This window comes from Stappia sp. ES.058, from assembly GCF_900105595.1.
Taxonomy (GTDB): Bacteria; Pseudomonadota; Alphaproteobacteria; order Rhizobiales; family Stappiaceae; genus Stappia.
The window spans coordinates 3,546,980-3,570,495 of record NZ_LT629784.1; the positions used below are offsets into that span (position 1 = coordinate 3,546,980).

General features: G+C 66.2%; 19 protein-coding genes, 1 tRNA gene and 2 pseudogenes. 10 read left to right on the plus strand and 12 right to left on the minus strand.

Annotated features, from left to right (window positions below):
• Nucleotides 1-9: 9 nt before the first annotated feature.
• Nucleotides 10-1,695: an acyl-CoA dehydrogenase family protein gene (locus BLU32_RS16430; RefSeq protein WP_093808713.1), complete on the minus strand. Its 1,686-nt coding sequence runs from the start codon at nucleotides 1,693-1,695 to the stop codon at nucleotides 10-12.
• A 167-nt stretch (nucleotides 1,696-1,862) separates the two neighbouring features.
• Here BLU32_RS16430 and BLU32_RS16435 point away from each other — a divergent pair, with 167 nt between their 5' ends.
• On the plus strand, nucleotides 1,863-2,789 hold the full coding sequence (locus tag BLU32_RS16435) for a YihY/virulence factor BrkB family protein (RefSeq protein ID WP_244501726.1): 927 nt from the start codon (nucleotides 1,863-1,865) through the stop codon (nucleotides 2,787-2,789).
• A gap of 18 nt (nucleotides 2,790-2,807) precedes the next feature.
• Here BLU32_RS16435 and BLU32_RS16440 read toward each other — a convergent pair whose 3' ends face one another.
• Nucleotides 2,808-3,701 carry a DMT family transporter gene (locus BLU32_RS16440; RefSeq protein ID WP_208976904.1) on the minus strand — a complete coding sequence of 298 codons (894 nt, stop codon included), beginning with the start codon at nucleotides 3,699-3,701 and terminating at the stop codon, nucleotides 2,808-2,810.
• A gap of 280 nt (nucleotides 3,702-3,981) precedes the next feature.
• Between BLU32_RS16440 and BLU32_RS16445 the strand changes: the two genes are divergently transcribed.
• Nucleotides 3,982-5,166 carry an NAD(P)/FAD-dependent oxidoreductase gene (locus tag BLU32_RS16445; RefSeq protein ID WP_093808717.1) on the plus strand — a complete coding sequence of 395 codons (1,185 nt, stop codon included), beginning with the start codon at nucleotides 3,982-3,984 and terminating at the stop codon, nucleotides 5,164-5,166.
• Between the two features lie 25 nt (nucleotides 5,167-5,191).
• Here BLU32_RS16445 and BLU32_RS16450 read toward each other — a convergent pair whose 3' ends face one another.
• From BLU32_RS16450 to BLU32_RS16465, 4 genes are read right to left on the minus strand one after another with little or no spacing between them, the layout of a single operon-like run.
• Complete coding sequence (locus tag BLU32_RS16450) at nucleotides 5,192-5,626, minus strand: metallopeptidase family protein (protein WP_093808719.1); 435 nt, start codon at nucleotides 5,624-5,626, stop codon at nucleotides 5,192-5,194.
• Nucleotides 5,627-5,673: 47 nt separating this feature from the next.
• Nucleotides 5,674-5,925, minus strand: coding sequence for a hypothetical protein (locus BLU32_RS16455; RefSeq protein ID WP_093808721.1), 252 nt, complete (start codon nucleotides 5,923-5,925; stop codon nucleotides 5,674-5,676).
• Nucleotides 5,926-5,960: 35 nt separating this feature from the next.
• Complete coding sequence (locus BLU32_RS16460) at nucleotides 5,961-6,476, minus strand: disulfide bond formation protein B (protein WP_093808723.1); 516 nt, start codon at nucleotides 6,474-6,476, stop codon at nucleotides 5,961-5,963.
• A gap of 19 nt (nucleotides 6,477-6,495) precedes the next feature.
• On the minus strand, nucleotides 6,496-7,074 hold the full coding sequence (locus tag BLU32_RS16465) for a YqaA family protein (RefSeq protein ID WP_093808725.1): 579 nt from the start codon (nucleotides 7,072-7,074) through the stop codon (nucleotides 6,496-6,498).
• Nucleotides 7,075-7,243: 169 nt separating this feature from the next.
• Between BLU32_RS16465 and BLU32_RS16470 the strand changes: the two genes are divergently transcribed.
• The 4 genes from BLU32_RS16470 to BLU32_RS16485 all read left to right on the plus strand — a co-directional run bounded on the left by BLU32_RS16470 (nucleotide 7,244) and on the right by BLU32_RS16485 (nucleotide 10,401).
• Nucleotides 7,244-7,330 (plus strand) — tRNA-Leu (locus tag BLU32_RS16470).
• 138 nt (nucleotides 7,331-7,468) lie between these two features.
• Nucleotides 7,469-8,167 carry a class II aldolase/adducin family protein gene (locus BLU32_RS16475; protein ID WP_093808727.1) on the plus strand — a complete coding sequence of 233 codons (699 nt, stop codon included), beginning with the start codon at nucleotides 7,469-7,471 and terminating at the stop codon, nucleotides 8,165-8,167.
• A gap of 44 nt (nucleotides 8,168-8,211) precedes the next feature.
• A complete protein-coding gene (locus BLU32_RS16480; RefSeq protein WP_208976905.1) occupies nucleotides 8,212-8,715 on the plus strand; it encodes a hypothetical protein in 504 nt (167 codons plus the stop codon).
• Nucleotides 8,716-8,823: 108 nt separating this feature from the next.
• On the plus strand, nucleotides 8,824-10,401 hold the full coding sequence (locus BLU32_RS16485) for a CYTH and CHAD domain-containing protein (RefSeq protein ID WP_093808729.1): 1,578 nt from the start codon (nucleotides 8,824-8,826) through the stop codon (nucleotides 10,399-10,401).
• A 31-nt stretch (nucleotides 10,402-10,432) separates the two neighbouring features.
• Here BLU32_RS16485 and BLU32_RS16490 read toward each other — a convergent pair whose 3' ends face one another.
• Nucleotides 10,433-12,319 (minus strand): glycosyltransferase family 2 protein, encoded by a 1,887-nt coding sequence (locus BLU32_RS16490; protein WP_244501875.1) that lies wholly within the window; start codon nucleotides 12,317-12,319, stop codon nucleotides 10,433-10,435.
• 251 nt (nucleotides 12,320-12,570) lie between these two features.
• On the opposite strand from BLU32_RS16490, the gene BLU32_RS16495 reads away from it, so the two are divergent.
• A complete protein-coding gene (locus tag BLU32_RS16495; protein WP_172838583.1) occupies nucleotides 12,571-13,293 on the plus strand; it encodes a hypothetical protein in 723 nt (240 codons plus the stop codon).
• A 23-nt stretch (nucleotides 13,294-13,316) separates the two neighbouring features.
• Here the strand turns inward: BLU32_RS16495 and BLU32_RS16500 are convergent, their stop codons facing one another.
• Nucleotides 13,317-16,220 (minus strand): AsmA family protein, encoded by a 2,904-nt coding sequence (locus tag BLU32_RS16500; RefSeq protein ID WP_093808735.1) that lies wholly within the window; start codon nucleotides 16,218-16,220, stop codon nucleotides 13,317-13,319.
• Nucleotides 16,221-16,453: 233 nt separating this feature from the next.
• On the opposite strand from BLU32_RS16500, the gene BLU32_RS16505 reads away from it, so the two are divergent.
• Nucleotides 16,454-16,939, plus strand: coding sequence for a TerB family tellurite resistance protein (locus BLU32_RS16505; RefSeq protein ID WP_093808736.1), 486 nt, complete (start codon nucleotides 16,454-16,456; stop codon nucleotides 16,937-16,939).
• Nucleotides 16,940-17,006: 67 nt separating this feature from the next.
• Nucleotides 17,007-17,756, plus strand: coding sequence for a glutamine amidotransferase (locus BLU32_RS16510; protein ID WP_093808738.1), 750 nt, complete (start codon nucleotides 17,007-17,009; stop codon nucleotides 17,754-17,756).
• Between the two features lie 134 nt (nucleotides 17,757-17,890).
• Here BLU32_RS16510 and BLU32_RS16515 read toward each other — a convergent pair whose 3' ends face one another.
• From BLU32_RS16515 to BLU32_RS16535, 4 genes and pseudogenes are all read right to left on the minus strand, one after another.
• Nucleotides 17,891-19,285 (minus strand): uracil-xanthine permease family protein, encoded by a 1,395-nt coding sequence (locus tag BLU32_RS16515; RefSeq protein WP_093808740.1) that lies wholly within the window; start codon nucleotides 19,283-19,285, stop codon nucleotides 17,891-17,893.
• Nucleotides 19,286-19,425: 140 nt separating this feature from the next.
• Nucleotides 19,426-20,439, minus strand: a complete 1,014-nt coding sequence (alc, locus tag BLU32_RS16520) for an allantoicase (protein ID WP_093808742.1) — start codon at nucleotides 20,437-20,439, stop codon at nucleotides 19,426-19,428.
• 61 nt (nucleotides 20,440-20,500) lie between these two features.
• Nucleotides 20,501-21,001: pseudogene (uraD, locus tag BLU32_RS16525) on the minus strand (2-oxo-4-hydroxy-4-carboxy-5-ureidoimidazoline decarboxylase); the annotation flags it as partial.
• Between the two features lie 343 nt (nucleotides 21,002-21,344).
• Complete coding sequence (locus BLU32_RS16535; RefSeq protein WP_093808748.1) at nucleotides 21,345-22,286, minus strand: LysR family transcriptional regulator; 942 nt, start codon at nucleotides 22,284-22,286, stop codon at nucleotides 21,345-21,347.
• Between the two features lie 133 nt (nucleotides 22,287-22,419).
• Here BLU32_RS16535 and BLU32_RS16540 point away from each other — a divergent pair.
• A pseudogene (locus BLU32_RS16540) lies at nucleotides 22,420-23,323 on the plus strand (urate hydroxylase PuuD); the annotation flags it as partial.
• Nucleotides 23,324-23,516 lie beyond the last annotated feature (193 nt).

Consider the following 23,516-nt stretch of genomic DNA (forward strand, 5'->3'; position numbering starts at 1 on the left):
TCTGGCCGCCTATCCGCGTTCGTCGAGAATGCGCCGCGCGATCACCTGCGCCTGGATTTCCGCCGCGCCCTCGAAGATGTTGAGGATGCGCGCGTCGCATAACACCCGCGAGACCGGGTATTCCAGCGCGAAACCATTGCCGCCGTGGATCTGCAGCGCGTTGTCGGCCGCCGCCCAGGCGACACGCGCGCCGAGCAGCTTGGCCATGCCGGCTTCCAGGTCGCAACGCCGGCCCGAATCCTTTTCCCAGGCCGAGAAATACGTGAGCTGGCGCGCGGCCATCAGCTCCGCCGTCATCAGCGCCAGCTTGTCGGAGACGCGCGGGAAATCGATCAGCGGCTTGCCGAACTGGATGCGCTCCTGTGCGTAGCGCAGACCAAGATCGAGCGCGGATTGCGCCACGCCGAGCGCGCGCGCCGCCGTCTGGATGCGTGCACCCTCGAAGGTCTGCATCAACTGCTTGAAGCCCTGGCCCTCGACCTGGCCGAGCAGGTTGTCGTGCGCCACCTCGAAGCCGTCGAAGGCGATCTCGTATTCCTTCATGCCACGGTAGCCGAGCACCTCGATCTCGCCGCCCGACATGCCGGGCGCGGGAAAGGGATCGGCGTCCGTTCCGCGCGGCTTTTCCGCCAGGAACATCGAAAGACCCTTGTAGCCCTTCTCGTTCGGGTCGGTGCGGGCGAGAAGCGTCATCACGTCGGCGCGCACCGGATGCGTAATCCAGGTCTTGTTGCCGTAGATCTTCCAGACATCGCCCTCACGCACGGCGCGCGTCTTCAGCGAGGCAAGGTCGGAGCCGGTGTTGGGCTCGGTGAAAACGGCGGTCGGCAGCACCTCGCCGGAGGCGATCTGCGGCAGCCATTTCGCCTTTTGCGCGTCCGTGCCGCCGCACAGGATCAGCTCCGCCGCGATTTCCGAGCGCGTGCCGAGCGAACCGACACCGATATAGGCCCGGCTCAGTTCCTCGGAGACCACGCACATGCTCTCCTTGCCAAGCCCGAGCCCACCGAACTCCTCGGGTATCGTCAGCCCGAACACGCCGAGGTCCGCCATCTGGTTGACGATCTCAAGCGGAATGTAGGCGTTCTTCAAATGCCAGTCGTGGGCATGCGGCAGCACCTTGTCGGCGGCGAAGCGGCGCATCTCGTCGCGCACCTGCTCATAGGTCTCGTCAAGGCCGGTGACGCCGAAGACGGAGGCGCCCTCCTGCTGGCGGATCAGCGCGGTGAGCCTTGCGCGAACCTCGGGCGTGTTGCCGCTTGCGACCAGCGCCTCGATTTCAGGCACGAGATACTCTCCCGCCTCGCGCGGCGGCACGCCGAGATCGGCAAGCCGCACGGTCTCGCTCTGGTTCATCGGAATGCCGCCGAAGATCTGCGCCAGATACTCCGCGAAGGCGAGGCGCACGGTCAGCTCTTCCGTCTCGCCGAAACTGCCGGCATCGCGCAGCCGTTCCGCATAGCCATGCAGCTGCTTGAGCGCCTCGACATAGGTCGCAAGCCAGGCCAGCCCGTGGGTCGCGCGCTGTTCGGCCTCCATCTTCGCCGAGGAGATCCGGCCGTCGTCGAGCACACGCACCCGGACACGGGCGGCGGCGGTGTCGAGCAGCCGCTCCAGCGCCGCGACGCTGGCGCCCGTCAGCGCCTCGAGGGGACCGTCCTGGGTGTAGTGACCGACTTCGCTCGCTAGCGACATGCATTCTCTCCGTGATCGTGTCGCGGGATGCTTCCCCGCGCGGCTCGCGCCTGCGCGAACCACCCTGTGGCTGGAGTGGCTCTCCCGTCAAATTGGTGCGCTGCAAACAATATCGCCCGCAACCCGCGAAGCAATCCTTCTTTTGATGCAGCTTTGGAGAAATTTTATTGCCTGACGCCTTGCACCGCAACATCGTCGACTTGACCGCACGCCGGCACTGCCGCATTCAGCAGGACATGATGATCCTTCGAACGATCCGCGCCACCCTGTCCGTGACACTGGATGCCCTGGCTCACATGTCGCGCGACGACGGCTTCGTACTCGCGAGCCACGTGGCGCTGTCGTCACTGCTGGCGCTGTTTCCCTTCCTGATCTTCATCGCCGCGCTCACCGGTTTTTTCGGCATGGAGAACATGGCCGACCGGATCGCGGCGCTTTTGTTCGATGCCTGGCCGGAAAAGGTCGCCGGGCCGATTTCCCGGGAAATCCGGGTCGTCCTGACCGAGCCGCGCAGCGATGCGCTGACCTTCGGTATCGTGGTGGCGCTGTGGTTTGCCTCCAACGGAGTGGAGGCGCTGCGCGTGGCGCTGAACCGCGCCTATCAGGCGCATGAGACCCGCGGTTATGTCCGTTTGCGCCTGCAGGCGATTGTCATGATCCTGCTCGGGACGATCATCCTGATCGCCTTCGCCGTCCTGATCGTTCTGGCCCCGTTGGTCTGGACGGCGGCCCTTGCCTATGCCCCCATCGTCGAGGAGTTCACCGCACAGTTGAACCTGTCGCGCTACCTGATCGCGACGCTTTTGACCGGTGGCGGGCTGATCGCCGTCCATGCGCTCCTGCCGGCCGGACGCCGGCGCCTCGGCGAGATCCTGCCCGGCGTTCTGGCAACACTGTGCCTCTGGCTTGTCGCGGGCGCGGCCTTCGGCGCCTATCTGGCGAGCTTCGCCAATTACGTCTCCACATACGCCGGTCTCGCCGGTGCGATGACGGCGCTGGTCTTTCTCTACATGGTGGCGATCTGCTTCGTCTTCGGCGGCGAGTTGAACGCCGCCATCATGCGCGCCCGGAAATCGACGCGCACTGCCGGCTGACGGCGCACATCCTTCGCATCAGGCCGGCGTGCGCCGCGTGCCAATGCGCCTTTCGCGGATCATCAGCAGCGCCCCGACCACAAGCGCGCTGCCGGCGATCTGCACGACGGTCAGCGTCTCGCCGAACAGGAAATAGCTCTCGATCGCCGCCGCCACCGGCACGAGATAGAACAGGCTCGCCACCCGGGCCGCGCTGCCGCGCCGGATCAATACCATGAGCAAGAGAATGGCGCCGATCGACAGAACCAGCACCAGCCAACCCATCGCAAAGATCATCTGGCCCGACCAGACGATCGTCCAGCTTTCGCCAAGCGCGAGCGGCACGACGATCAAGAGCGCGCCGGCATATTGGATCAGCGTGCCCGACAGCAGATCGATGCCGCCGGCAAAGCGCTTCTGGTAGACCGTGCCGACCGACATGCCGGCGACCGCCAGCAGGCAGACCAGTGCATTGACCGGCGTCAGCCCCGAGGCATCGACGCCAAGGCGCGGCCCCACCACAAGCAGCAACCCGCAGGCGCCGACGGCAAGTCCGGCCCAATGCCTTGCGGCGACCTTTTCGCCAAGCAGCGGTCCGGCGAGCAGCGCCGTCAAGAGCGGCTGAAGCCCGAGCACCAGGGCCGCGATCCCTGCCGGCATGCCGTTGTCGATGGCGTAGAAGATCCCGCCCAGATAGATCCCGTGAATGAGGGCTCCGGCGACAAGGCAGTGCAGGACCTCCGTACCGGTCTTCGGCCAGGACGCGCGCGTCGCCAGGATCAGCGCAAACAGCAGCGGCAGCACCAGCAGGAAGCGGATCGACAGGAAGACGAAGGGCTCGATATAGGGCGCGCCCAGCTTGGAGCCGATAAACCCGGTCGACCACAGGAGAACGAAAATGCCGGGGGCGAACGTGTCGAGATATGAGCGCAAGGGACGTCCAATCCAGGAAACGGAAAGATCACGGGCAAACCGCCGGGGCGAATGCCCGTCTTGCCGGGGAGGCAAGGTGTCGCGCCGCCGGAGCAGCGTGCACGCACGGGCATGCGGCGACACAGTGTTTTTCCGACCATAGTGATATCGTTTTCGCGACGCATCCTTTTTCCCGCGCGGCGCGACAGCTCCGTTTCCCGGCAGGACCCGCGCCGGTGCATCCGGCCTTGGCGCTCCCCGCGCGCCGTGATAGGTCGCAGCCGTCACAGGAGAAAAGCGCATGCAGGACAGCTTGGTAATCGTCGGTGCCGGACAGGCCGGAGCCCAGGTGGCGCAATCCCTGCGCGCGGCTGGCTTTGACGCGCCGATCACGCTCGTCGGCGACGAACCGCACCCGCCCTACCAGCGTCCGCCGCTGTCGAAAAAGCACCTCGCCGGCGAGATCGGCGAAGAGGCGCTGCACCTGCGACCGGCCGCGTTCTACGAACAAAACCGCATCGACTGCCGCTTCGGCGTATCGGTGGAGGCCATCGACCGGGAAGCCCGCGAGGTCGTTTTCACAGATGGCGCGCGGCTGGCCTACGCCAGGCTCGTGATCTGCACCGGGACGCGCCCGCGCCATCTGCCGCTGCCCGGCGCGCAGCTTGAGGGCGTCGTGACGCTGCGCACCATCGCCGACGTCGAGCGCATGCGAGAACGCCTCGCGGAACCGGGCCGCGTCGCCATCGTCGGCGGCGGCTACATCGGCCTGGAGGTCGCAGCCGTGGCGCGGACCATGGGCCATGAGGTGACCGTGGTGGAATCGCGGGACCGCGTGATGCAACGCGTCGTCTCGCCGGACGTCTCGGCGTTCTTCGACGCACTGCATCGCGACAATGGCGTCGACATCCGACTGAGCACCGGCATTTCCGGCTTTTCGGGCGAGGACCGTGTCCGTGCGCTCAGTCTGGCGAACGGGGAGGAGCTTTCCTGCGATCTCGTTCTTGTCGCCGTCGGCGCGGTGCCGAACGACGATCTGGCTCGCGCGGCCGGGCTCGACGTCGACGACGGCATTCTGGTCGACGCCAGCGGACGGACCTCCGACGCGCACATTTACGCCGCCGGCGACTGCACCCGCTTCTTTTCCGCTCGCTACGGCCGCTCAATCCGGCTGGAGAGCGTGCAGAACGCCATCGACCAGGCCAAGACGGTGGCCGCCGCGCTCACCGGCGGCGCGCCGGATTACGACCCCGTCCCCTGGTTCTGGTCGGATCAATATGCCGTCAAGCTGCAGATCGCCGGCCTGTCGCAGGGCTATGACACGGCGCTGACGGTGGGCGACCCGGCATCCTCGAGCTTTTATGTGGCGTATCTTGTCGAGGGGCGTCTCGCCGCCGTCGACAGCATCAACCAGCCGCGCTCGCACATGATGGCGCGACGGGCGATCGGAAAGACCTATGAGGACGGCTTGCTGCCACCGGCCTGACTGGCCGCGCGGCCGGCTCGCCCCATCACGGAGAATCGACCTCAAGGGCATACATGTCGGCGTCGGACAGCCCGAAGTGATGGCCGAGCTCGTGGATCAAAACATGCGCGATGATCCCGCCGAGTGGCTCGTCGTGTCCGCACCAGTAGTCCAGAATCGCGCGCCGATAGAGCCAGACGCGGTTCGGCATCTGCCCCGACTGCATTTCGCCGCCGCCCTGCGCCAGGCCGATCCCCTCGAAAAGCCCCATCAGCAGGAAGGGATCCTCGATGGAAAGCTCATCGAGAACGTCGTCGTCGGCCATCTCGGCGACCCGGATCTCGATGTCGCCGCACAGGATGCGAAAGGCATCGGGCAGGGTTGCGAACGCCTGCGCCGCGATCGCCTCGAACGTGGCAAGGTCGGGCGCGAAGGCGCTCTGCCAAGCGAGACTGGGATCCGGTTCGATTGCGGTTGCCATGCGTGGTCCGTGTGGTCTTGCGCGCGGGATGCAAAAAACGGCAACCGCTAGAGATAGGTCCAGGCGAGATAGACGATCAATCCGACGGCGAAGATCCCGCCCGCGGTGCGTCCGATGCGCGCACCCCAGATCTCGATGGGGTCGGTTTCCTCGCCGGGGCCGCCGGCCCGTCGATGCCGGGAGGCGCCCTCGAAGGTGGTGCGCAACAGCGTCTCGCTGTCGCGATCGACCCGCGCCAGGCTCTCGTCGACGGCCCTCCGCCGCTCGGCGTCGCCGTCATGTGGGGTCTTGCCTGTCATCCGTCCCTCCCGCGCGGTGCCCGCCTGCCCCTTCTTCAGATAGGGACGCGGCGGCGCGAGGTCCAGAGGGCGGCAAGCGCGAGAAGGGTCAACCCGGCCGAAGCGACCGCGTTCCATCCGGCAAAGGACAGGCCGAACATCCGCCAGCTTGCCTCGGTGCAGCTGACGACGCGGGTCTCGCGCAGGGCATTCAGCATGTTGGCGGCGGAAACCGGCGTTCCGCTGCCACCGCCACAATCGGTGGGTCCGGGCCAGAAGCCCCATTCCGCGCCTGACTGATAGATACCAAGCCCGGCGCCATAGGCGAAGACCGCGGCAACGGCGAGAAGTAGCAGCGTGCGGGTGAAGGCGGCGGCGTCCTGCCACAGCAGCAGGGCGGCCAAGATCGCCAGCGGCAGGCCGGCGTAATAGGGAATGCGCTGCTCCAGGCACAGCGCGCAGGGCACATAGCCGCCGATCAGCTGGAAGCCCCAGGCGGTTGCGATCGTGGCGAGGCCGCCGACAATCAACAGCACAAGCAGCGCGAGCGGAAGCGAACGTCCTTGCGTCATGCGGAGGCCTTTCGGTTTGTCAAAGGAACTTGATCAGCACGAAACCGCCAACCAGGCCCACGACGAAAATCGTGAACATGAGCGACAACCGCTCCTCGATGAAGGTGCGGATCGGCGGCCCGAAAAGGTACAAGAGCCCCGCCACCACGAAGAAGCGCACGCCGCGTGCCAGCACGCTCGCCAGCATGAAGACCGGCAGGCTGAGACCGGTGGCGCCGCTGGCGATGGTGATCACCTTGTAGGGAAACGGCGTGACCCCGGCGATGAAGACGATCCAGGCGCCATAGTCGTTGAAATTCGCCCGGAAGGTCTCGAACTTGTCGAGATAGCCGTAGAACGACAGGATCGGCTCGGCGATCTGCACGAACAGGAGCGCCCCGATCGCATAGCCGGCAGCGCCGCCGATGACGGAGGTGATCGTGCACAGCAGCGCGTAGGAGAACGCCTTGGCGCGCCGCGCGATCACCATGGGGATCAGCAGGATGTCGGGGGGGATCGGAAAGAACGAGCTTTCCGCAAAGGAGACCGCACCCAGCGCATAGGGCGCGCGGGGGCCGGAAGCGAGCGACATTGTCCAGTCGTAGAGGCGGCGCAACATGGCGTCTGATTAGCCGCTCGCAGGTCCGTTGTCATCTGATTCCGCACGCCCGCGAATGCCGCGGATCGGACGGATGCGCGGAGATCCCGCGACGCGGGATCTTTCAATTGACGCATCGCCCGCGATGACTATGATCGCGCCCGTTCGGCGACACGTGATCGTCGTCCGGGCCCCCGTGGCGGAATTGGTAGACGCGACGGATTCAAAATCCGTTTCTTTAACCGGAGTGTCCGTTCGAGTCGGACCGGGGGCACCACCCACAAGCGCATCTGTCCCGCGCGCCTGCCGGCAACACGCGCGATCCCCACACCCCGAAAGACGCGCCGGCGGCCCTTGCCGCGTCTCACCGGCGCGCCTAAGCTCGCCCGACCTTCGCGTCGCACCGGGATGCAGCATGACCGTTCCACCGCAACAAGACCCGCGTCAGGCTGTCATCGACACCTGCCTGCGCATGAGCGAAATGGGCATCAACCAGGGCACCGCCGGCAATGTCAGCCTGCGCAAGGACGACGGTTTCTGGATCACGCCCTCCGGCGTCGCTTACGAGACAATGCGGCCCGGGCAGATCGTCCCCGTCGGTCTCGACGAGACCTATGAGGGCGACTGGCTGCCCTCGTCGGAATGGCGCATGCATCTCGATATCTATGCCGCACGTCCCGAAGCCGGCGCGGTGATCCACACCCATTCGGTCCATGCCACCGCGCTGTCGTGCCTGCGCGAGGAAATCCCGCCGTTTCACTACATGATCGCCGTTGCCGGCGGCACGACGCTGCGCTGCGCCGACTATGCCACCTTCGGCACCAAGGCCCTGTCGCATGCCATGCTTGCCGCCCTTAAGGAGCGTTCGGCCTGCCTTCTCGCCAATCACGGAATGATCTGCTTCGGCCCCACTCTGGACAAGGCCCTGTGGCTCGCCGGCGAGATCGAGACGCTGTGCCACCAGTATGTCGTCGCACGCCAGACCGGCACGCCGGTTGTCCTGAGCCATGCGGAGATGGCCGACGTTCTCGCCCGCTTCAGGACCTACGGCAAACAGCCGCGCGACATCGACGCGAAAGATACGCCCGCCGTCGACGCCCCGCGCCGCCGATGAGCATGCCCATGGCCTCACCCGCTGCAAACAGGAGACCTGCCCGGATGCCGCTTTCCACCGTCCGCCCGATTGCAGGCGCGGCCCTTATCCTTCTTGCCGGGCTTGTCGCGGTTCTGTCTTCCGGTGTCGCAAAAGGGGCCGACATGCACGCCGGCTATTATTATCCGGCGCCAACCAACCAGGAGGTCTATGTCGCGCGCGTAACCGTCGCCGGCGATGCGACCAAGCGGTCCCGCGCCGCCTTCGCGGCGGGCTTCGAGCAGCAGCAGCTGGCGCGCGGCTTTGCGCCCGATTACCATCTCTTCGTCAAGGGCGAGGACTTCGAGAAGATGATCATCATCGCCACGGGACCGGACCGCTACGACACGCTCTTCCGGATACGCGCCCTGCTTGCCGCCCTGACATCCCAGGCCCGTTCCACACCGCTGTTCCAGCAGGCCGAGACCCCGCATGAACTGACATTTCTCGACTTCTGCAAACTGATGGGGTTTCGCCAGCTGACCGTTTCCGACGGCGACGATCTCACGCACCAGATCCTCCTCAGGTAGCGTCCGCTCCGCGTCTCTCCTTTGGAGGGCGCATGCCTAGCCGGCAAATAAAAGCGCGCTCAGTGCGCTTTTGTGGACAGCGTCCGGAAAAGACGCTAGAGCGACCTTATGATCGAAGCACCGCGCGAAATCGAACTCAAGCTGGAACTGACCGCAGACGCGTTGAAGCGGCTGAAAACCGCGCCTGCGCCGGCGGGGTTTTCGGTCGAACGCGCCCGCACGCGGGTGCTGCGCTCCATCTATTTCGACACGCCGGACATGGCCCTGCGCCGGGCGAAATGGTCGCTAAGGGTGCGCAAGGTCGGCACCGACTGGATCCAGACGGTCAAGGCCGGCACCGGGGTGCGCGGCGGGCTTTCAACCCCGAAGGAAAGCGAGACGCGGGTGGAGGCGCCGGCGCCCGATCTCACGCGCATTGTCGATCCCGCGCTGCGCGACGGCCTGTGGGGTCTCCTGGGCGGCGCGCCGCTTTCCGCCGTCTTCGAGACCGAGATGCGCCGGACGACGCGCGTCTTTCGCGCCGAACCGGCGACCGTCATCGAGGTCGCGCTGGACAGCGGCGAGGTGCGCACGCTGGAGCGCGCGCTTCCCCTGCATGAAGCGGAGTTCGAGCTTGTCGAGGGCCGCGTCGAACACCTGTTCGGCCTTGCCCGCGACCTGAGGGGCACCGCAGAGGCCCGGTTTTCCGGTGCAAGCAAGGCCCAGCGCGGCTACGCGCTTTTGGCCGGCGAAGAGGCGGACATCGCGCCGAAAAATGCCGGTTCCGTGACGTTCTCGCCCGAAAACGACACCGCCGGCAGCGCCTTTCAGACCATCCTGCGCTCCTGTCTGGATCAGATTGCGACAAATCGCGAGGCAAGCCTTGCGCTCGACGCTCCGGAAGGACCGCACCAGATGCGCGTCGGTCTGCGCCGGCTGCGCAGCGCCTTGAAGATCCACCGCAAACATCTTCCCGACGACCGCGCAGCGACGCTCGACGCGCAGGCGCGCGACCTCGCGGCCCGCGTTGGCGCCTTGCGCGATCTCGATGTCCTGGCCGGAGAAATCGTCGCCTCCGCCGGCCATTCGGCCCCGGACGGCATCGACCTTGAGCGGCTGCGCAACATCGTGCTCGACGAACGCGAGAACGCCCGTGCCGTATTGCGCGACCAGTTGCGCGACCCCGCCGTCAATGCACTTCTCTTCGATCTCGGCGCAATGGCGCAGGGCACGCTCGTCCCTCCCGACGCGGACGACGACACGGAAGACGACAAAGCCGCAGCAGCCCTTGCCGCACCGGTGACCGCCTTCGCGGCGCAAGCGCTCGAAAAGCGCTGGAAGGCCGTCTCGCGTCTCGGCGCCCACCTCGACGAATTGTCCCTCGAGGAACGTCACGACATGCGCAAGGCGTTGAAGAAGCTGCGCTACGCAATCGAATTCTACAAATCGCTCTACAAGAAAAAATCCGTAAAGCCGTTCCTGTCGACGCTGAAGAAACTGCAGGATGTTTTCGGCTATCTCAACGACGTCGTGATGGCGCACCGGCTGGCCGACCTGCTGCGCGCGCGCGACACGGTCGAAGGCGATGACATGCTGGCGGTCGGCTTCGTTATCGGCTGGCACGAGCGGCGCGCGGAAATCGAATGGGAGCGCGCCCGCGCGCTTTGGGACGACACGCGCCACGCGCGGAAATTCTGGCGCGACTGACAAGAGGGACGCTGCCGGCGGCAGGCGTGTATCAGATCCCGCCGGCCCCTGGACGAGCGCCTCGCCCGTAGAGCCGCACGCGTCGGCCGAACAGCCGGAGCACAATCCCGCAGACATGCCCGGCATCGGACAAGGCGCTGGCGAGACGCCCGGGACGCAGTGTCGACCAGATGAGGTGGTTCAACCCGTAGCCCGCCTTTGTCACCGCGATCCCCGATGCGTCAAGCCAGACACCCCAAGCCGACGGTTTCCGGCGCATCAGGATCTGCACATCGGTCATTCCGTCGCGCAGGCCACGCGCGAACATGTAACGCAGGGCAAGACGCGCGTCGGGCACATGCTCGCGGACGACCGCGCGCCGGGCCACGGCGGTTCGGGCACCGCCGGCAACGAGCCGTTTCAGGAATTCCCGGTCGCCGCCACCCGTTTCTCCAAACTCCGCATCGAACCAGTCGTTCCGCTCCCGGGGCAATGCGGCGGTCCGCAACAACAGGTTGCTGGAGCAAAGCGTGTCGCCGGACTTGCAGAAAAACCGCCCCGCCAGCGCCCAGGCCGGTGGCGGCCGCGCGAACACGGGTTCGACTGGCCCGCAGACGATGTCGCAACGTTCCGAAAGCGCCGTCGCCAGCAGCTCTTCCAGCCATGCCGTTTCCGGTACTTCGTCATCGTCGAGAAACGCGAGGAACTCGAAGCCGCCGTCGACGGCACGCGCCATCGCCGCGTTGCGTGCCGACGAGACGCCGACCTCCCGCACCCGCTGGTAGACAAGGTCGAGCGCGCCGCCGCCGCACGCCGCCACAACCGCATCGGCCGGTTGCCTGCCGTTGTCGGCAACGAACACCGTGAGCCGGCCGGACAGGGTCTGCTTTTCAAGCGCGGCGAACAAGGCCGGCAACAACGCAAGCCGGTCGCAGGTGCACAGGCACACGCAAACGCGAGAGGCATCGGGAGGCGGTCGGGCGCTCATGGGCGGCGGCCCGTCCAACGACACTGCGATCGCGCCGTCGTCGTCAACCGGCAGGCCCTCGCCCGCGGCGCCGTAGAAGCGCATGCTGCGTCCGGCAAGGCACATGCCGATGCCGCAGACCGTTCCCGTGTCGGCAACGGCGCTTGCCAGATGCGCGCGCGACATGACGGCGCCTGCGAGGTGAAAGTGCGCGAAACCGAACTTCTTCGCCGCGATTCCCAGTGCCGCAACGGCCCGCGATCCGGGCGATCCCGGCGCCTGTCGCAGTATCGTCACTTCGGCGTATCCGTCCCTGAGACCGCGTTGGAACATGTATCCAAGCCGCAGCCGGGCGGCGGGAATATGCTCGCGCACCACGGCCTGATGCGCCGTCGCGACCTGCGCGCCGCCACGTTCAAGCCGTGCGAGAAACTCCCGGTCCTCGCCGCCGATCACGCCGAATGCCGGCTGATACCAGTTGCGCGCATCCCCCGGCAGGATCGCAGTTCGCAGCATCATGTTGCTGGAGCAGGCGATCTCGCCCGTCTTGACAAAGAACCCGCCGGCGACGGCCCAGCGCGGCGGAGATGTCTCGAACTCGGGCTGGACAGGTGCGAAAATCAGGTCGGCGCCGGTTTCCAGAGCGCGGGCATGCAGCGCGGACAGCCATTCGCTTCCGGGCACCTCGTCGTCATCGAGACAGGCGATCCAGGGCGCCCCGCTCTCGCAGGCGAGCGACAGCGACCGGTTTCGGGCCGCCGCCAGACCGCGGTCGCGCAGCCGGGCATGGGTGATCTGGAGCGCGCCGGCGGCAGCCCGTTCCAGCACCACCGCGCGCGCGCTGCGGATCCCGTTGTCCACGACAACGACGTCGAACCGGAGGTCGGTTTCCTGCCGGGCAAGACCGTCGAGCAGGTCGCCAAGCCAGTTCGGCCGGTCGCATGTGCATATCGCAACACAGATGTCAGGCATGTCCGTCACCGACGGCACCTCCCAGCTATCGGCAAGCCCTGCACACGTTCCTCCGGGGGACCGCACGCCAGCATTCATGTCGCACGATTGACGGACCCGTGCCAGCGCGCATCGACTACGGCGTGCCCGGCACGTTGCACTTCGCGGCGAATTGGGGGATTGAAAGGCAGCAACGGTTCCGGCGACGGCGATCCTGTCGGCGCGGGAGCGCGCGGCATCTCCGACATGGCCCGGTGAAAATGACCCGACGCATGAACCGCATCTTCTGTTTCTGGACCGGCACGAACGAGATGAGCGAAAATCGCTTGCGCGGGCTCGCATCCCTTCGTGACCGGTCGGGCTGCGAGGTGACGCTGATCAGCGAGGCCAATCTGTCCGACCTGGTGCCCGCCGAGAGACTGCACCCCGCCTATCGTCATCTCAATCTGGCGCATCGCGCCGATTACCTGCGCTGCTACGCCATGCGCCACGAAGGCGGCGGCTATGCCGACATCAAGCCCAATCACCACGACTGGACGCCGCATTTCGACCGGCTGGCGACAACCCCGGACCTCTGGGCCATAGGCTATCGGGAGCATACGCCCGGTTCGGTTTCGAACATGTACACATCGTCGAAGGATCTGGGGCTGTCCGCGCCCCGCCGCGCCGGCGCCTATCTTCACCGCAAATGGCTTCAGGCCAACCACAAGCGGCTGATCGGCTGCTGCGCCTTCATCTGCAAACGCGACACGCCGTTCGTGGAGGAGTGGTGGCGGGAAATGAACCGCCGGCTCGACCGGCTGTTGCCAGCGCTGGAAAGAAACCCGGCGCGCGCGCCCTACGAGCGGCCGGGAGATATCGTTGACGGCGTGCCGTCGCGCTATCCGGTTCCCTGGACGCATGTTCTGGGCGACATCTTTCATCCGCTCGGACTGAAATACACCCGCCGCATGTCGCGCGACCTGCCGCCTCCGGATTCGCACAACTACCGTTAGGGTCAGGACCTGTTCGAGACCGCCTATTGCGCCGGCGGCTGGTCCTCTTGCTTCTTCTGTCCAAGACCGAAGGACCCGAGGAAGCCCGACGGCAGGCCGAAGCCCTGCTCCACCGCGTCGAGCACGTCCTTGTCGTCAACCTCGCCGTCCAGCACCTTCTGCACGTCGATCTCCGTGTTGCCGCCGGTCGCGCGTTGCAGCGCCTCGTTGGCGACCTCGCCCGCAACCTCGCCGAGGTTTCCCGCCGGCACGCTGTCCGACACCCCTTTGAACAGGCCGCCGCCGAGGCTTTCCAACTGCTTCAGCGCGGCTTGCGGATTGTCGAGAATGCCCTTGATGTCAGGATAGATCCGCGGCCGGTCCCAGGAGCCGCGCACGATCACCGGCACGCCAAGACCGTCCAGCTCGCGCGCCTCGCCCTTGTCGCGGGGCACCGGCGCGGTGTTGCCGAGGTCGGCGACCACGCGCGGCTCCAGCCGCCAGTCCAGTGTCTTTTGCGGCATGTCGACGGTGCCCGCACCGCTGAGACGCACCAGCGGTCCGACCATTTGCAGGTCGCTGGAGGTTGCAATGCCGTTCTCGACCGCGAAGCTTGCGGCAAGCACCGAGAAGTCCGTCTGCTGAGCCGGGTTCTCCGACCAGCCAAGCAGCGTGTCGACGGTCAGCCCACGTACCATCTTGGGAATGTTGAGCCCGAGGATCGCGCCATTGGAGAAATCGAACCGCGCCTGCCCCCCCAGCGCCGACACAAGATCGGCCTCGCTTGCGCCTTGCGCGGCGAGATCCATCGAGGCGGCGACCTTGCCCTGGATCCAGTCGAAATCCGCCAGTGCCGACAGGAAGGGGCGCGCACTCACATCCTCAAGTGCGCCCTTCACGCTCAGTTGCGGCACGGACCCGGAGCCGTCGAGCACCACCGTGGCCCGCCCCGCGCCCTCATAAAGCGCCATTTCGGCAAGCTCGGCCTGCAGGCGCCCGTCCGTCAGCTCGACCCGCAACCGGCTGCGGCCGATCTCGATACCGCTTGCCGAAATCGTCTCCGCGCTGAGATCGAGGTCGGCATCCACCGCCTTCAGACCGGCAAGGTCGAGCGGCGCGCGCGACCAGCCGCCATCGCCGCCGCCGGGCACCCTGTCACCGCCGGAAGCACCACTGCCGCCCGACGCCGTGGCGGCTCCGCCGGAGAGATAGGGGTCGAGGCCAAGACGTGCCAGCGCCAGTGTCGCGCTCACGCGCGGCCGCACGCCGCCGAGCGCGATCTCGCCGCGCCCGCGCCCCTCGATATCGTCGAGACGCAGCGCGGCGTCGCTGAACCGCACCAGTCCGGGAGCCGCCTCCAGATCGCCGGAGAAGGAAAACGCCCTGAGCCCGCCGCCGTCAGGCAGCGGCGTGCCGAGCCAGCCAGCGAGAGCGCGCAGATCGGCCGTTTCCAGAAAGACCCCGCCATCGATGGCGCCGGACGGCGAAAGCGCGCCTTCGAACCCGGTACTGAGCCGCGAGCCGACGATCTCCACCTTGACCGGGGCCGGCAGACCCGCCATCAGCAGGGCCGGCGTCGCACCGCCGTCGACGCGGAACGTCTCGCTGCGCCAGACAAATCCGCCGGATAGGGCGACAGGACCGTCGAGACCGGCGAAATCGAGCGCCAGCGCAAGGTCGTCGATGCGCCGTGCGGCCGGGTCGTCGCCGATAGGGGACGGCACCGGAAGATCGTCGATGCCACCACCGGTCAGGGACAGGCGACCGGAAACGTCGAGCGCGCCGAGAAGCGCGGCGGTATCCGCGCCGCTCGTGGCGAGTGCGATCTCGCCGCCGAGCGTGCCGCGCGCCTGTTCCGGCCGGCCGGCAAGCGTCAGCACCTGCGACAGGCCGAGATCGGCAAGCGTCAGATCCGCCTCGATCTGCGGCACGGGCCCATCGAGTTGGACCGTGCCGTGTCCGCGCATCTCGCCACCGGCAAGCTGCAGGGTGAGCGAACCGATCTCGACGCTTTCGCGAGAAATCGCGACATCGGAATTCAGACTGTAGGGTCCGGGATCGCGCGCCAGCGGCATCTGCAAGCCGGCAAAGAGATCGGCAAGCCCCTCACCGCGCGCCCCGACCCGCAACCGGCTTTCCGCCGACGGCGCAAGGTCGCCTTCAAACGTCAATTGCGCGTCCGCGGCGGACACTGTCAGATCGACAGCACTCGTACCGCCGGTGCTGAGCGCCAGCGGCGATGACACCGCACCCGCCACAGTCACGGTGAGGTCGCGGTAGCCGACCGACCCGTCGAGTTCAAGCGGTCCGGCAAGCGAGGGCAGGCGCAACGTGAGGTTTACCGCCTCGACCGTGTGCTTCAGTCCGCTGCGCTTGTCATCATAGACCACCTCGCCGTCGACGATCGTCAGCCGGTCGATCCCGATGCGCGCCAGAAACGGCTCGTCGGACCCGGCAACGGGCGCTCCGGTCTGCGCCGGAGCGGACGCAACCGGCGCGGCGTCACCGTTGCTTTCGGAGATTGCCTGTGTCGCGGAGGTCCAGCGATCGACGGGAAAGGCGCGGCGCGGCGACCAGCTTGTGGTGCCGTCGCGCGCGATCTCGGCGAGGATCCTGGGACTGTCGAGATTGACGTGAGTCAGACGGATGTCGCCACCGAACAGGCCGCTCCAGGCGAGGCCGAAGTCGATTTCGGCCGCGCGCGCGAACTCGATGCCGTCCGCACCGGCGGCGCCGGCAATGCCGACATCCTCCGCCGTCATGCGAAATCCGGGCAGCAACGACAGGCTCACCGGACCGTCGAGCCTGAGCCGCCAGCCGGTCCGCGCCTCGACGCGTGAAATCAGTTCGGCGCGAATGGCATCCTTCGGCAGCAGCAGCGGCACGATCAGGACCACGCAGGCCAGGATGAAGAAGAGGCTCAAAAGCCCGACGACGACCCGTTTCAAGCCGATCTCCCCAGTAATGCGAATCAGCAGCAGTGTACGTCAAAGCGTGGCGGTTGCGTGACCTGCCAGCGGAACATCCCCGCCCGCGTTTTCCGGCCTCCCGGCATGCAACGAAAACGGCCCGAACGGCGGCATGGACATTCTCGCGACAATTTCGGATGCTGCGTGGCAACACGGGCTTGGGCTGTGACGACACAATGGGCCACGCCCGCTCGCAAGCGCAAGGAGGGCGCATGTTTCAGGCCTTGAAGAGCTTTTTGAAAAACGCCGTGACCGGCGAGGACGACAAGCTTACGTTTGCCGAGGACGATCACCGTCTGGCGGCGGCGGCACTGCTGGTGCACATCGTGTCCGTCGACGGTGTCGTCGACGAGTCCGAACGCGCCGCGCTCAACGACGTTCTCAAGCACCATTACCAGCTGACGCCCGAGATGACCGCCGACCTGATCAAGGCGGCGACCCGCCGCGACAACGAGGCGGTCGACCTTTATGGCTTCACCTCCGTCTTGAAACGCAGTCTCGAGATCGAGGAACGGCTCAGGATCCTGGAAATGATGTGGCAGCTCGTCTATGCGGACGGCATCGTTCACGAGTTCGAGGACAACACCATCTGGCGTGTTGCCGAACTCCTCGGCATTTCGTCCCGCGACCGGCTGGCGTTGCGCCGCAAGGTCGCCGGCGATTCAGACGCGGAGACGGACGACGACAGCCCCCGATAGAGCGGACTGCGACCTTTCCCCTCGCGAAGGGTCGACGCACCACCGCAACGCACGATAGACTTGGCGCATGATCATTGATCCCAGGCAGTTGCAGGACCGACCGAAGGTTCTGATCGTTCTTCATCAGGAAACCTCGACACCGGGCCGGGTCGGTCAGGAATTGATCAAGCGCGGCTTCGCCCTCGACATCCGCCGCCCCCGTTTCGGTGACCTGCTGCCGCACACGCTGGACGACCACGAGGGAGCGGTGATCTTCGGCGGTCCGATGAGCGCCAACGACACCGACGCCTTCGTTCACCGCGAGACGGACTGGATCGATGTCCCGCTGCGGGAGAAAAAGCCCTTCCTCGGGATCTGCCTTGGCGCGCAGATGATGGCGCGGAACCTCGGCGCACGCGTCACCAGCCATGACGACGGGCTGGTGGAGATCGGTTACTACGATCTCAAACCCACCGAGACCGGAAATGAACTGATGGACTGGCCGACCAAGGTCTATCAGTGGCACCGTGAGGGCTTCGAACTGCCGTCCGGCGCGGAGCTTCTGGCGCGCGGCAACGCCTATCCCAACCAGGCCATGCGCTATGGCCCGGCCGCCTATGGCATCCAGTTCCACCCCGAACTGACCTACCACATGATGGTGCGATGGACGACGCGGGCGGCGCCGCGCATGGAGCTCCCGGGCGCCCGTTCCAGGCGCGACCATTTCGCCGGCCGTTATGTCTTCGACCCCGCCGTCAAGGCGTGGCTCGATGCCTTCCTGGACCACTGGATCGGCCACGCCGACGACCGGGCGGCGCTCACAGACGCGGCCCAGTAGCCGGTCAGCAAGCGCCGCGCCAATCTCGTCCGGACGACGTTGGCGTTGAAATGCACCTCACCCGCCACACAAGCCACAGATATTGCGATTGATTTTTCGCAAATCCGTCAGCCCGCGCGGCGGGTGGGGCGATATCACTTCTCGTGGCCGCTCATCCCGCCGGAGATTTCGTCCGTCTGATCGGCGCTCAACTCGTCCGGCAACACCAGATTGAGGATGATCGCGAGACCGGCAGCCGGCAACAGGCCGCTGGTCAGCAGGATCTGCAGGGTCGGCGAGACATGCTGAAGCGCTTCCGGTACCAGTTGCAGCCCCAGCCCCACCGACAGCGACACGGCGAAGATCACCATGTTGCGCCGGTTCCAGGCCACATCCGCCAGCATCGAGATGCCCGCGGCCGCGACCATGCCGAACATGACGATGACGCCGCCGCCGAGCACCTCGATCGGCACCGTCGAAATGATGGCGCCGATCTTGGGCACCAGCCCGCAAACGATCAGGAAGACCGCGCCGAAAGTGACCACATGCCGGCTCATCACACCGGTCATGGCGATCAGGCCGACGTTCTGGCTGAAGGATGTGTTGGGCAGGCCACCGAACAGGCCGGCCATCGCCGTGCCGAGGCCGTCGGCATAGGTCGCGCCGACGATTTCCCGGTCGGTCGCCTCGCGGCCCGCGCCGCCCTTGGCGATACCGGAAATGTCGCCCACCGTCTCGATGGCCGAGACGAACCCCATAAGGGCGAAGCCGATCACCGCCGCCCAGTCGAAGGCAAAGCCGAAGTGAAACGGATTGGGCATCATGAACCAGGACGCGCGGCCGACATTGGCGAAGCTGACCATGCCGAGCCCATAGGCAAGCACATAGCCGGCAAGGAGGCCGATCAGCACGGCTGCGACCGACCACATGCCGCGGGTGAAGAACTTCAGGCCGAGCGTCACCAGCACCACGACCAGCGCGACGGACCAGTTCAGCGCGCTGCCGAATTCGGGCTTGCCCATCGCCGGAACCCCGCCGGCGGCATACTGGATCCCGACCTTGACCAACGCCAAACCGATCATCAGCACGACAAGCCCGGTCACCAGCGGCGGCAGGGCGAAGCGGATGCGGCCGATCACCGTACCGAGCGTTGCATGAAACAGACCGCCGATGATCACGCCGCCCATCAGCGCGGCCATCGCGTCGACGCCCTTGCCAGCGACGAGCGGGATCATGATCGGCAGGAAGGCGAAACTCGTGCCCTGCACCACCGGAAGCCGCGCGCCCACCGGCCCCATGCCGATGGTCTGGAACAGCGTCGCGATGCCGGCGAAGAGCAGCGACATCTGGATCATGTAGATGAGATCGAAGACCCCGGGCGTGCCGAACCCGAAGCCGGCGGCCCCGGCGACGATAATCGCCGGCGTGATGTTGCTGACGAACATGGCCAGCACATGCTGGATGCCCAGCGGAAGGGCTTTCGCCAGCGGCGGCGTGTAGTCCGGATCCCGCAATTGTTCCGGCGTCCCGATCGAATGGTCGGCAGCCATAAGTCTCTCTCCTTCTGGAAGGCGCGCTTTGGCGCTTTGGATTGATCCGGTGCCGGTTCTTCATCTCCGTGTTCCCAGACGGACGACCGATCTTGTCCGGATGGACCCGGCGCGGCAGCGCCGGATCCCGATGCGGCTCGTCAGACGAGCCGGCCGTAAAGCCGGAGACGGCTGATGCCGCCGTCCGGATAGATGTTGAGGCGCACATGCGTCACCGGTTCGGGTGAGCGCACATCGCCGGAGGCGATGTCGTGAACGGCATCGGCGGTCAGCCTTGTGCGGGCGACAACCTCGTCCCAGAACATCGACGAGGTGACCACCGCATCGTTCAGATCGCTGGCGAAATCACCGAGATCGGCCGCCTGCAGCGAAAAGCTTTCCGGGAAGTTGCCCTTGTAGAACGCGGTGTCGATGCTGGCGTGCTCGATCAGCCCGCGCGCGCCGAGGGCAATGATGATCCAGTCGCTACCGGGCTCCCGGCGCCGGCGCGTCTCCCAGCCGTCGCCCATGTTGACGCCGCGTCCCGGCGCGAGCAGGCGGTGGTAGGCGCCGTAGTGGGCATCGGAAAACGCCAGCACCCGCGCACCGTTGAGCGCGGAGGCGAGATCGACGTCGCCGGACCCGACCGACGCACGGTCGATCTGCGGGCGGCCATAGACCCGGAACCGGCCGACGCCGCCATCGGGGTGGATGTGAAGCCGCACATGCGTCCAGGCGGTATCGCTGTCACAGGCGAAATAGTGATGCGCGCTCGGACCCAGCGCCGCCATGCCGACAAGCTCGCTCCACACGGTCGAACCGTCGGGATCGCCCTCGACGGCGCAGGCCTCTATGCGACAGGCGGGCGGGTAGTTGCCGGTGAAGTGGGCGGTGTCGACATCGAAGCCCGTGATGCGGCCGCGCGCCGCCAGCCGCACCACGGCGCTGTCGTGACCGGGGCCGCGCCGGCGGCGCGATTCCCAGCCGTCCATCCATTTGCCGTTGTCGTCGTATTTGTCGGCAATGAAGACGGCCTCATCGTCGGCCAGCATGCGGTCCACGCTGGCGAAAAAATCATCGGTCACCGACAGCGCCTTCGCGCCAAGGCCGGCGGAGGCGAGGTTGATGTCGGTTCGGGCGAACTCCGGACGGGCGTCCGGCGTGGCGAGTGTCATGATCGTCAGTCCTTCCTGCTCGCACCGGCGGTGAGCCGGCACGACGAAAATGCCGGAGCGGTCAGTCCGGCAGGATGTCGGCAAGGCGAAGCCCGGCAATGCGTTCGACCTGGGCGCAGGCCGTGGCGAATTCGGTGTCGCGGTCGTTCTCGGCGCGCGCCTCGAAGTTTTCCAGGATGTCCAGCTTGGCACGGCCCTTCACCGCCAGGATGAAGGGAAAGCCGAAGCGCGCCTGATAGGCGTCGTTCAAGGCGGTGAAGCGCGCGCGCTCGTCGTCGGTCAGCGCGTCGAGACCGGCGGCCGCCTGCTCACCCGTCGATTCCGCAGTCAGCCGTTTGGCGCTCGCCAGCTTTCCGGCCAGATCGGGGTGAGCACGCAACACGCCAAGCCGCTCGTCTTCGCTTGCCGCGCGAAAGACGCTGACCAAAGCTTGCTGCAGACCGCGCGCGGTGTTCTCGCCCGGCCCGAGACCGGCGTCAAAGGCGCGCTCCGCGATCCAGGGCGAATGTTCGAAAATGCCGCCGAAGCGCGCGACGAAGGCCTCGCGGCTCATCGAGGCCGGCGAAAGGCCGCCGTTCGGTTGCGCGTTTTCACCCGGCATGGGCCCCTCCCCTTGCGTGACCGCGAAGCTTTATTGGTAAACCAGAACAATCACCATGATTGTCAAAAATTTCTTGAAAGAGATGCATCGGCGCGAAGCGACCCGCGCCCGGGGACAGACCGGCCGCGCAAGCGGGGACACGGGGAGGATAGATGGCCGGATCCGCGTCGGCCGGACGCGCGCGCCGAATCGCCGTCTCGACGCCAATTGGGTTCAGTTTCATCAATTCCGGCATCTAATTTCGCAAAATTCCGATCAAATTTAAGCGGAATTGGCGTGATTGCACGCTTGAAGCTGGCGCCGCCTATCGGCGTGTCCCCGCATCCGCCGTCTCCGCCAGAAGCGCATCCAGCGCGACCTTGCAGCCCTGGGTCACGAAATCGATGAAGAGCCGGATTTTCGGGTCCTGAAGGCGCTTGTGCGGATAGAGGCAGGCGAGTTGCACCGGCGGCGGCGGGGTCGCCGCACAGACCTCCACGAGCGCGCCGCTGCGCAGATGTTCGATCACCTCGAACAGCGGCTTGTTGACGACACCGCAGCCCGCCAGCGCCCAGTCGGTCAGCACGTCGCCGTCGTCGGATTCAAACGGACCCGAGATCTCGTAACGCACCGGCCCGTCAGGCTCGTCGAGCGACCACTGAAACTCGTTGGCGCCGGGAAAGCGCAGCAGCAGGCACTTGTGGTGGCCGCCGACCAGATCGCGTCCGCTCTCCGGCATGCCATGTTCCGCCAGATAGGAGGGGGCCGCGCACAGCACCCGCGCACAGTCGAACACGGGCCGCATGCGCAAGGCGGAATCGGGCGGCGTTCCGAGCACGAAGGCAATGTCCAGCCCCTCGCCCATGACGTCCAGCTTGCGGTCCGACAGGCGCAGCCGCACGTCGACCTCCGGGTAGGCCGCCTTGAACTCCGGGATCAGCGGCGCGATCAGCCGCCGGCCGATGCCAAGCGGGGCGGCGACGAAAATCGAGCCGCGCGGATTGCGCGCAACATCGGCAACCGCTGCCTCCGCCTCCTCGATCGTGTCCAGGATCTTGACCGCCCCCTTGTAGAAAATGGCGCCATGCTCCGTCGGCTGCAGCTTGCGCGTCGTGCGGTTGAACAGCCGAACCCCGAGATGCTTTTCCAGTTCGCCGATCCGGCTGGAGACCACGGCCGGCGAGACGCGGCGATCGCGCGCGGCCGCCGACATGCTGCCAAGCTCGACAACCCGCACGAAGACCTTGAGATTGTTCACGTAGGACATGACAATCCCGATATCATCTTCAAGATTTTTTTGATAGTGCTGGGCCTGTCATCGGACTTTTTTGCAAATCGGCGATCTGTCAGGCTCGTCGCTGGTGGGCCGACCTTTCGGCCCCGCAACCACGGAGACCTTCATGGAAATGGCGATTGCCTGGGACTGGCTGTCCTTTGCCCTGAGATGGCTCCATGTGATCACGGCCATCGCCTGGATCGGATCGTCGTTCTACTTCATCGCGCTCGACCTTGGGCTGCGCAAGGCACCCGACCTGCCGCAGGGCGCGCACGGCGAGGAATGGCAGGTGCACGGCGGCGGCTTCTATCACATCCGCAAGTATCTGGTGGCGCCCGCCGAAATGCCCGAGCACCTGACCTGGTTCAAATGGGAGAGCTACGCAACATGGCTCTCCGGCTTCGCGCTGATGGCCGTGGTCTATTACGCCGGCGCCGACCTCTACCTGATCGACGCCAACGTGCTGGAGATGTCGCAGCCGGTGGCGATCGCCGTTTCCATCGCCTCGATCGCCTTTGGATGGATCGTCTACGACCTCCTGTGCAAATCGCCCGCAGGCAAGAGCACGACCGGGCTGATGCTTCTCCTGTACGTCGTGCTGGTCGCCATGGCCTGGGGCTACACGCAGCTCTTCACGGGGCGTGCCGCCTTCCTGCATCTCGGCGTCTTCACCGCCACGATCATGTCCGCCAATGTGTTCATGATCATCATTCCCAACCAGAAGAAGGTGGTCGCAGCACTGCTGAAAGGCGAGACGCCCGATCCGGCGCTCGGCGCGCAGGCCAAGCAGCGCTCGCTTCACAACAACTACCTGACGCTTCCCGTCATTTTCCTGATGCTGTCGAACCACTATCCGCTGGCCTTCGCGACCCCCTACAATTGGGTCATCGCCTCGCTGGTGTTCCTGATGGGCGTGACGATCCGCCATTTCTTCAACAGCATGCACGCCGGCAAGGGCAAACCCTGGTGGACCTGGGGCGCGACCGCAGCCCTCTTCATCGCCGTCGTCTGGCTCTCCACCCTGCCGCCTCCGGGTGAGGATGTCGGCGAGCGCGACGCAGCCAGCGTCACGGCACCGGCCACACCAATGACGCCGGCGATGGCGCGTCTGGTCGCGGCGCCGCAATTCGCCGACGTGCGCGACACGGTTCTGGGGCGCTGCTCCATGTGCCACGCGACCGAACCCGTGTGGGACGGCATCGTCGTCGCGCCGAAGGGCGT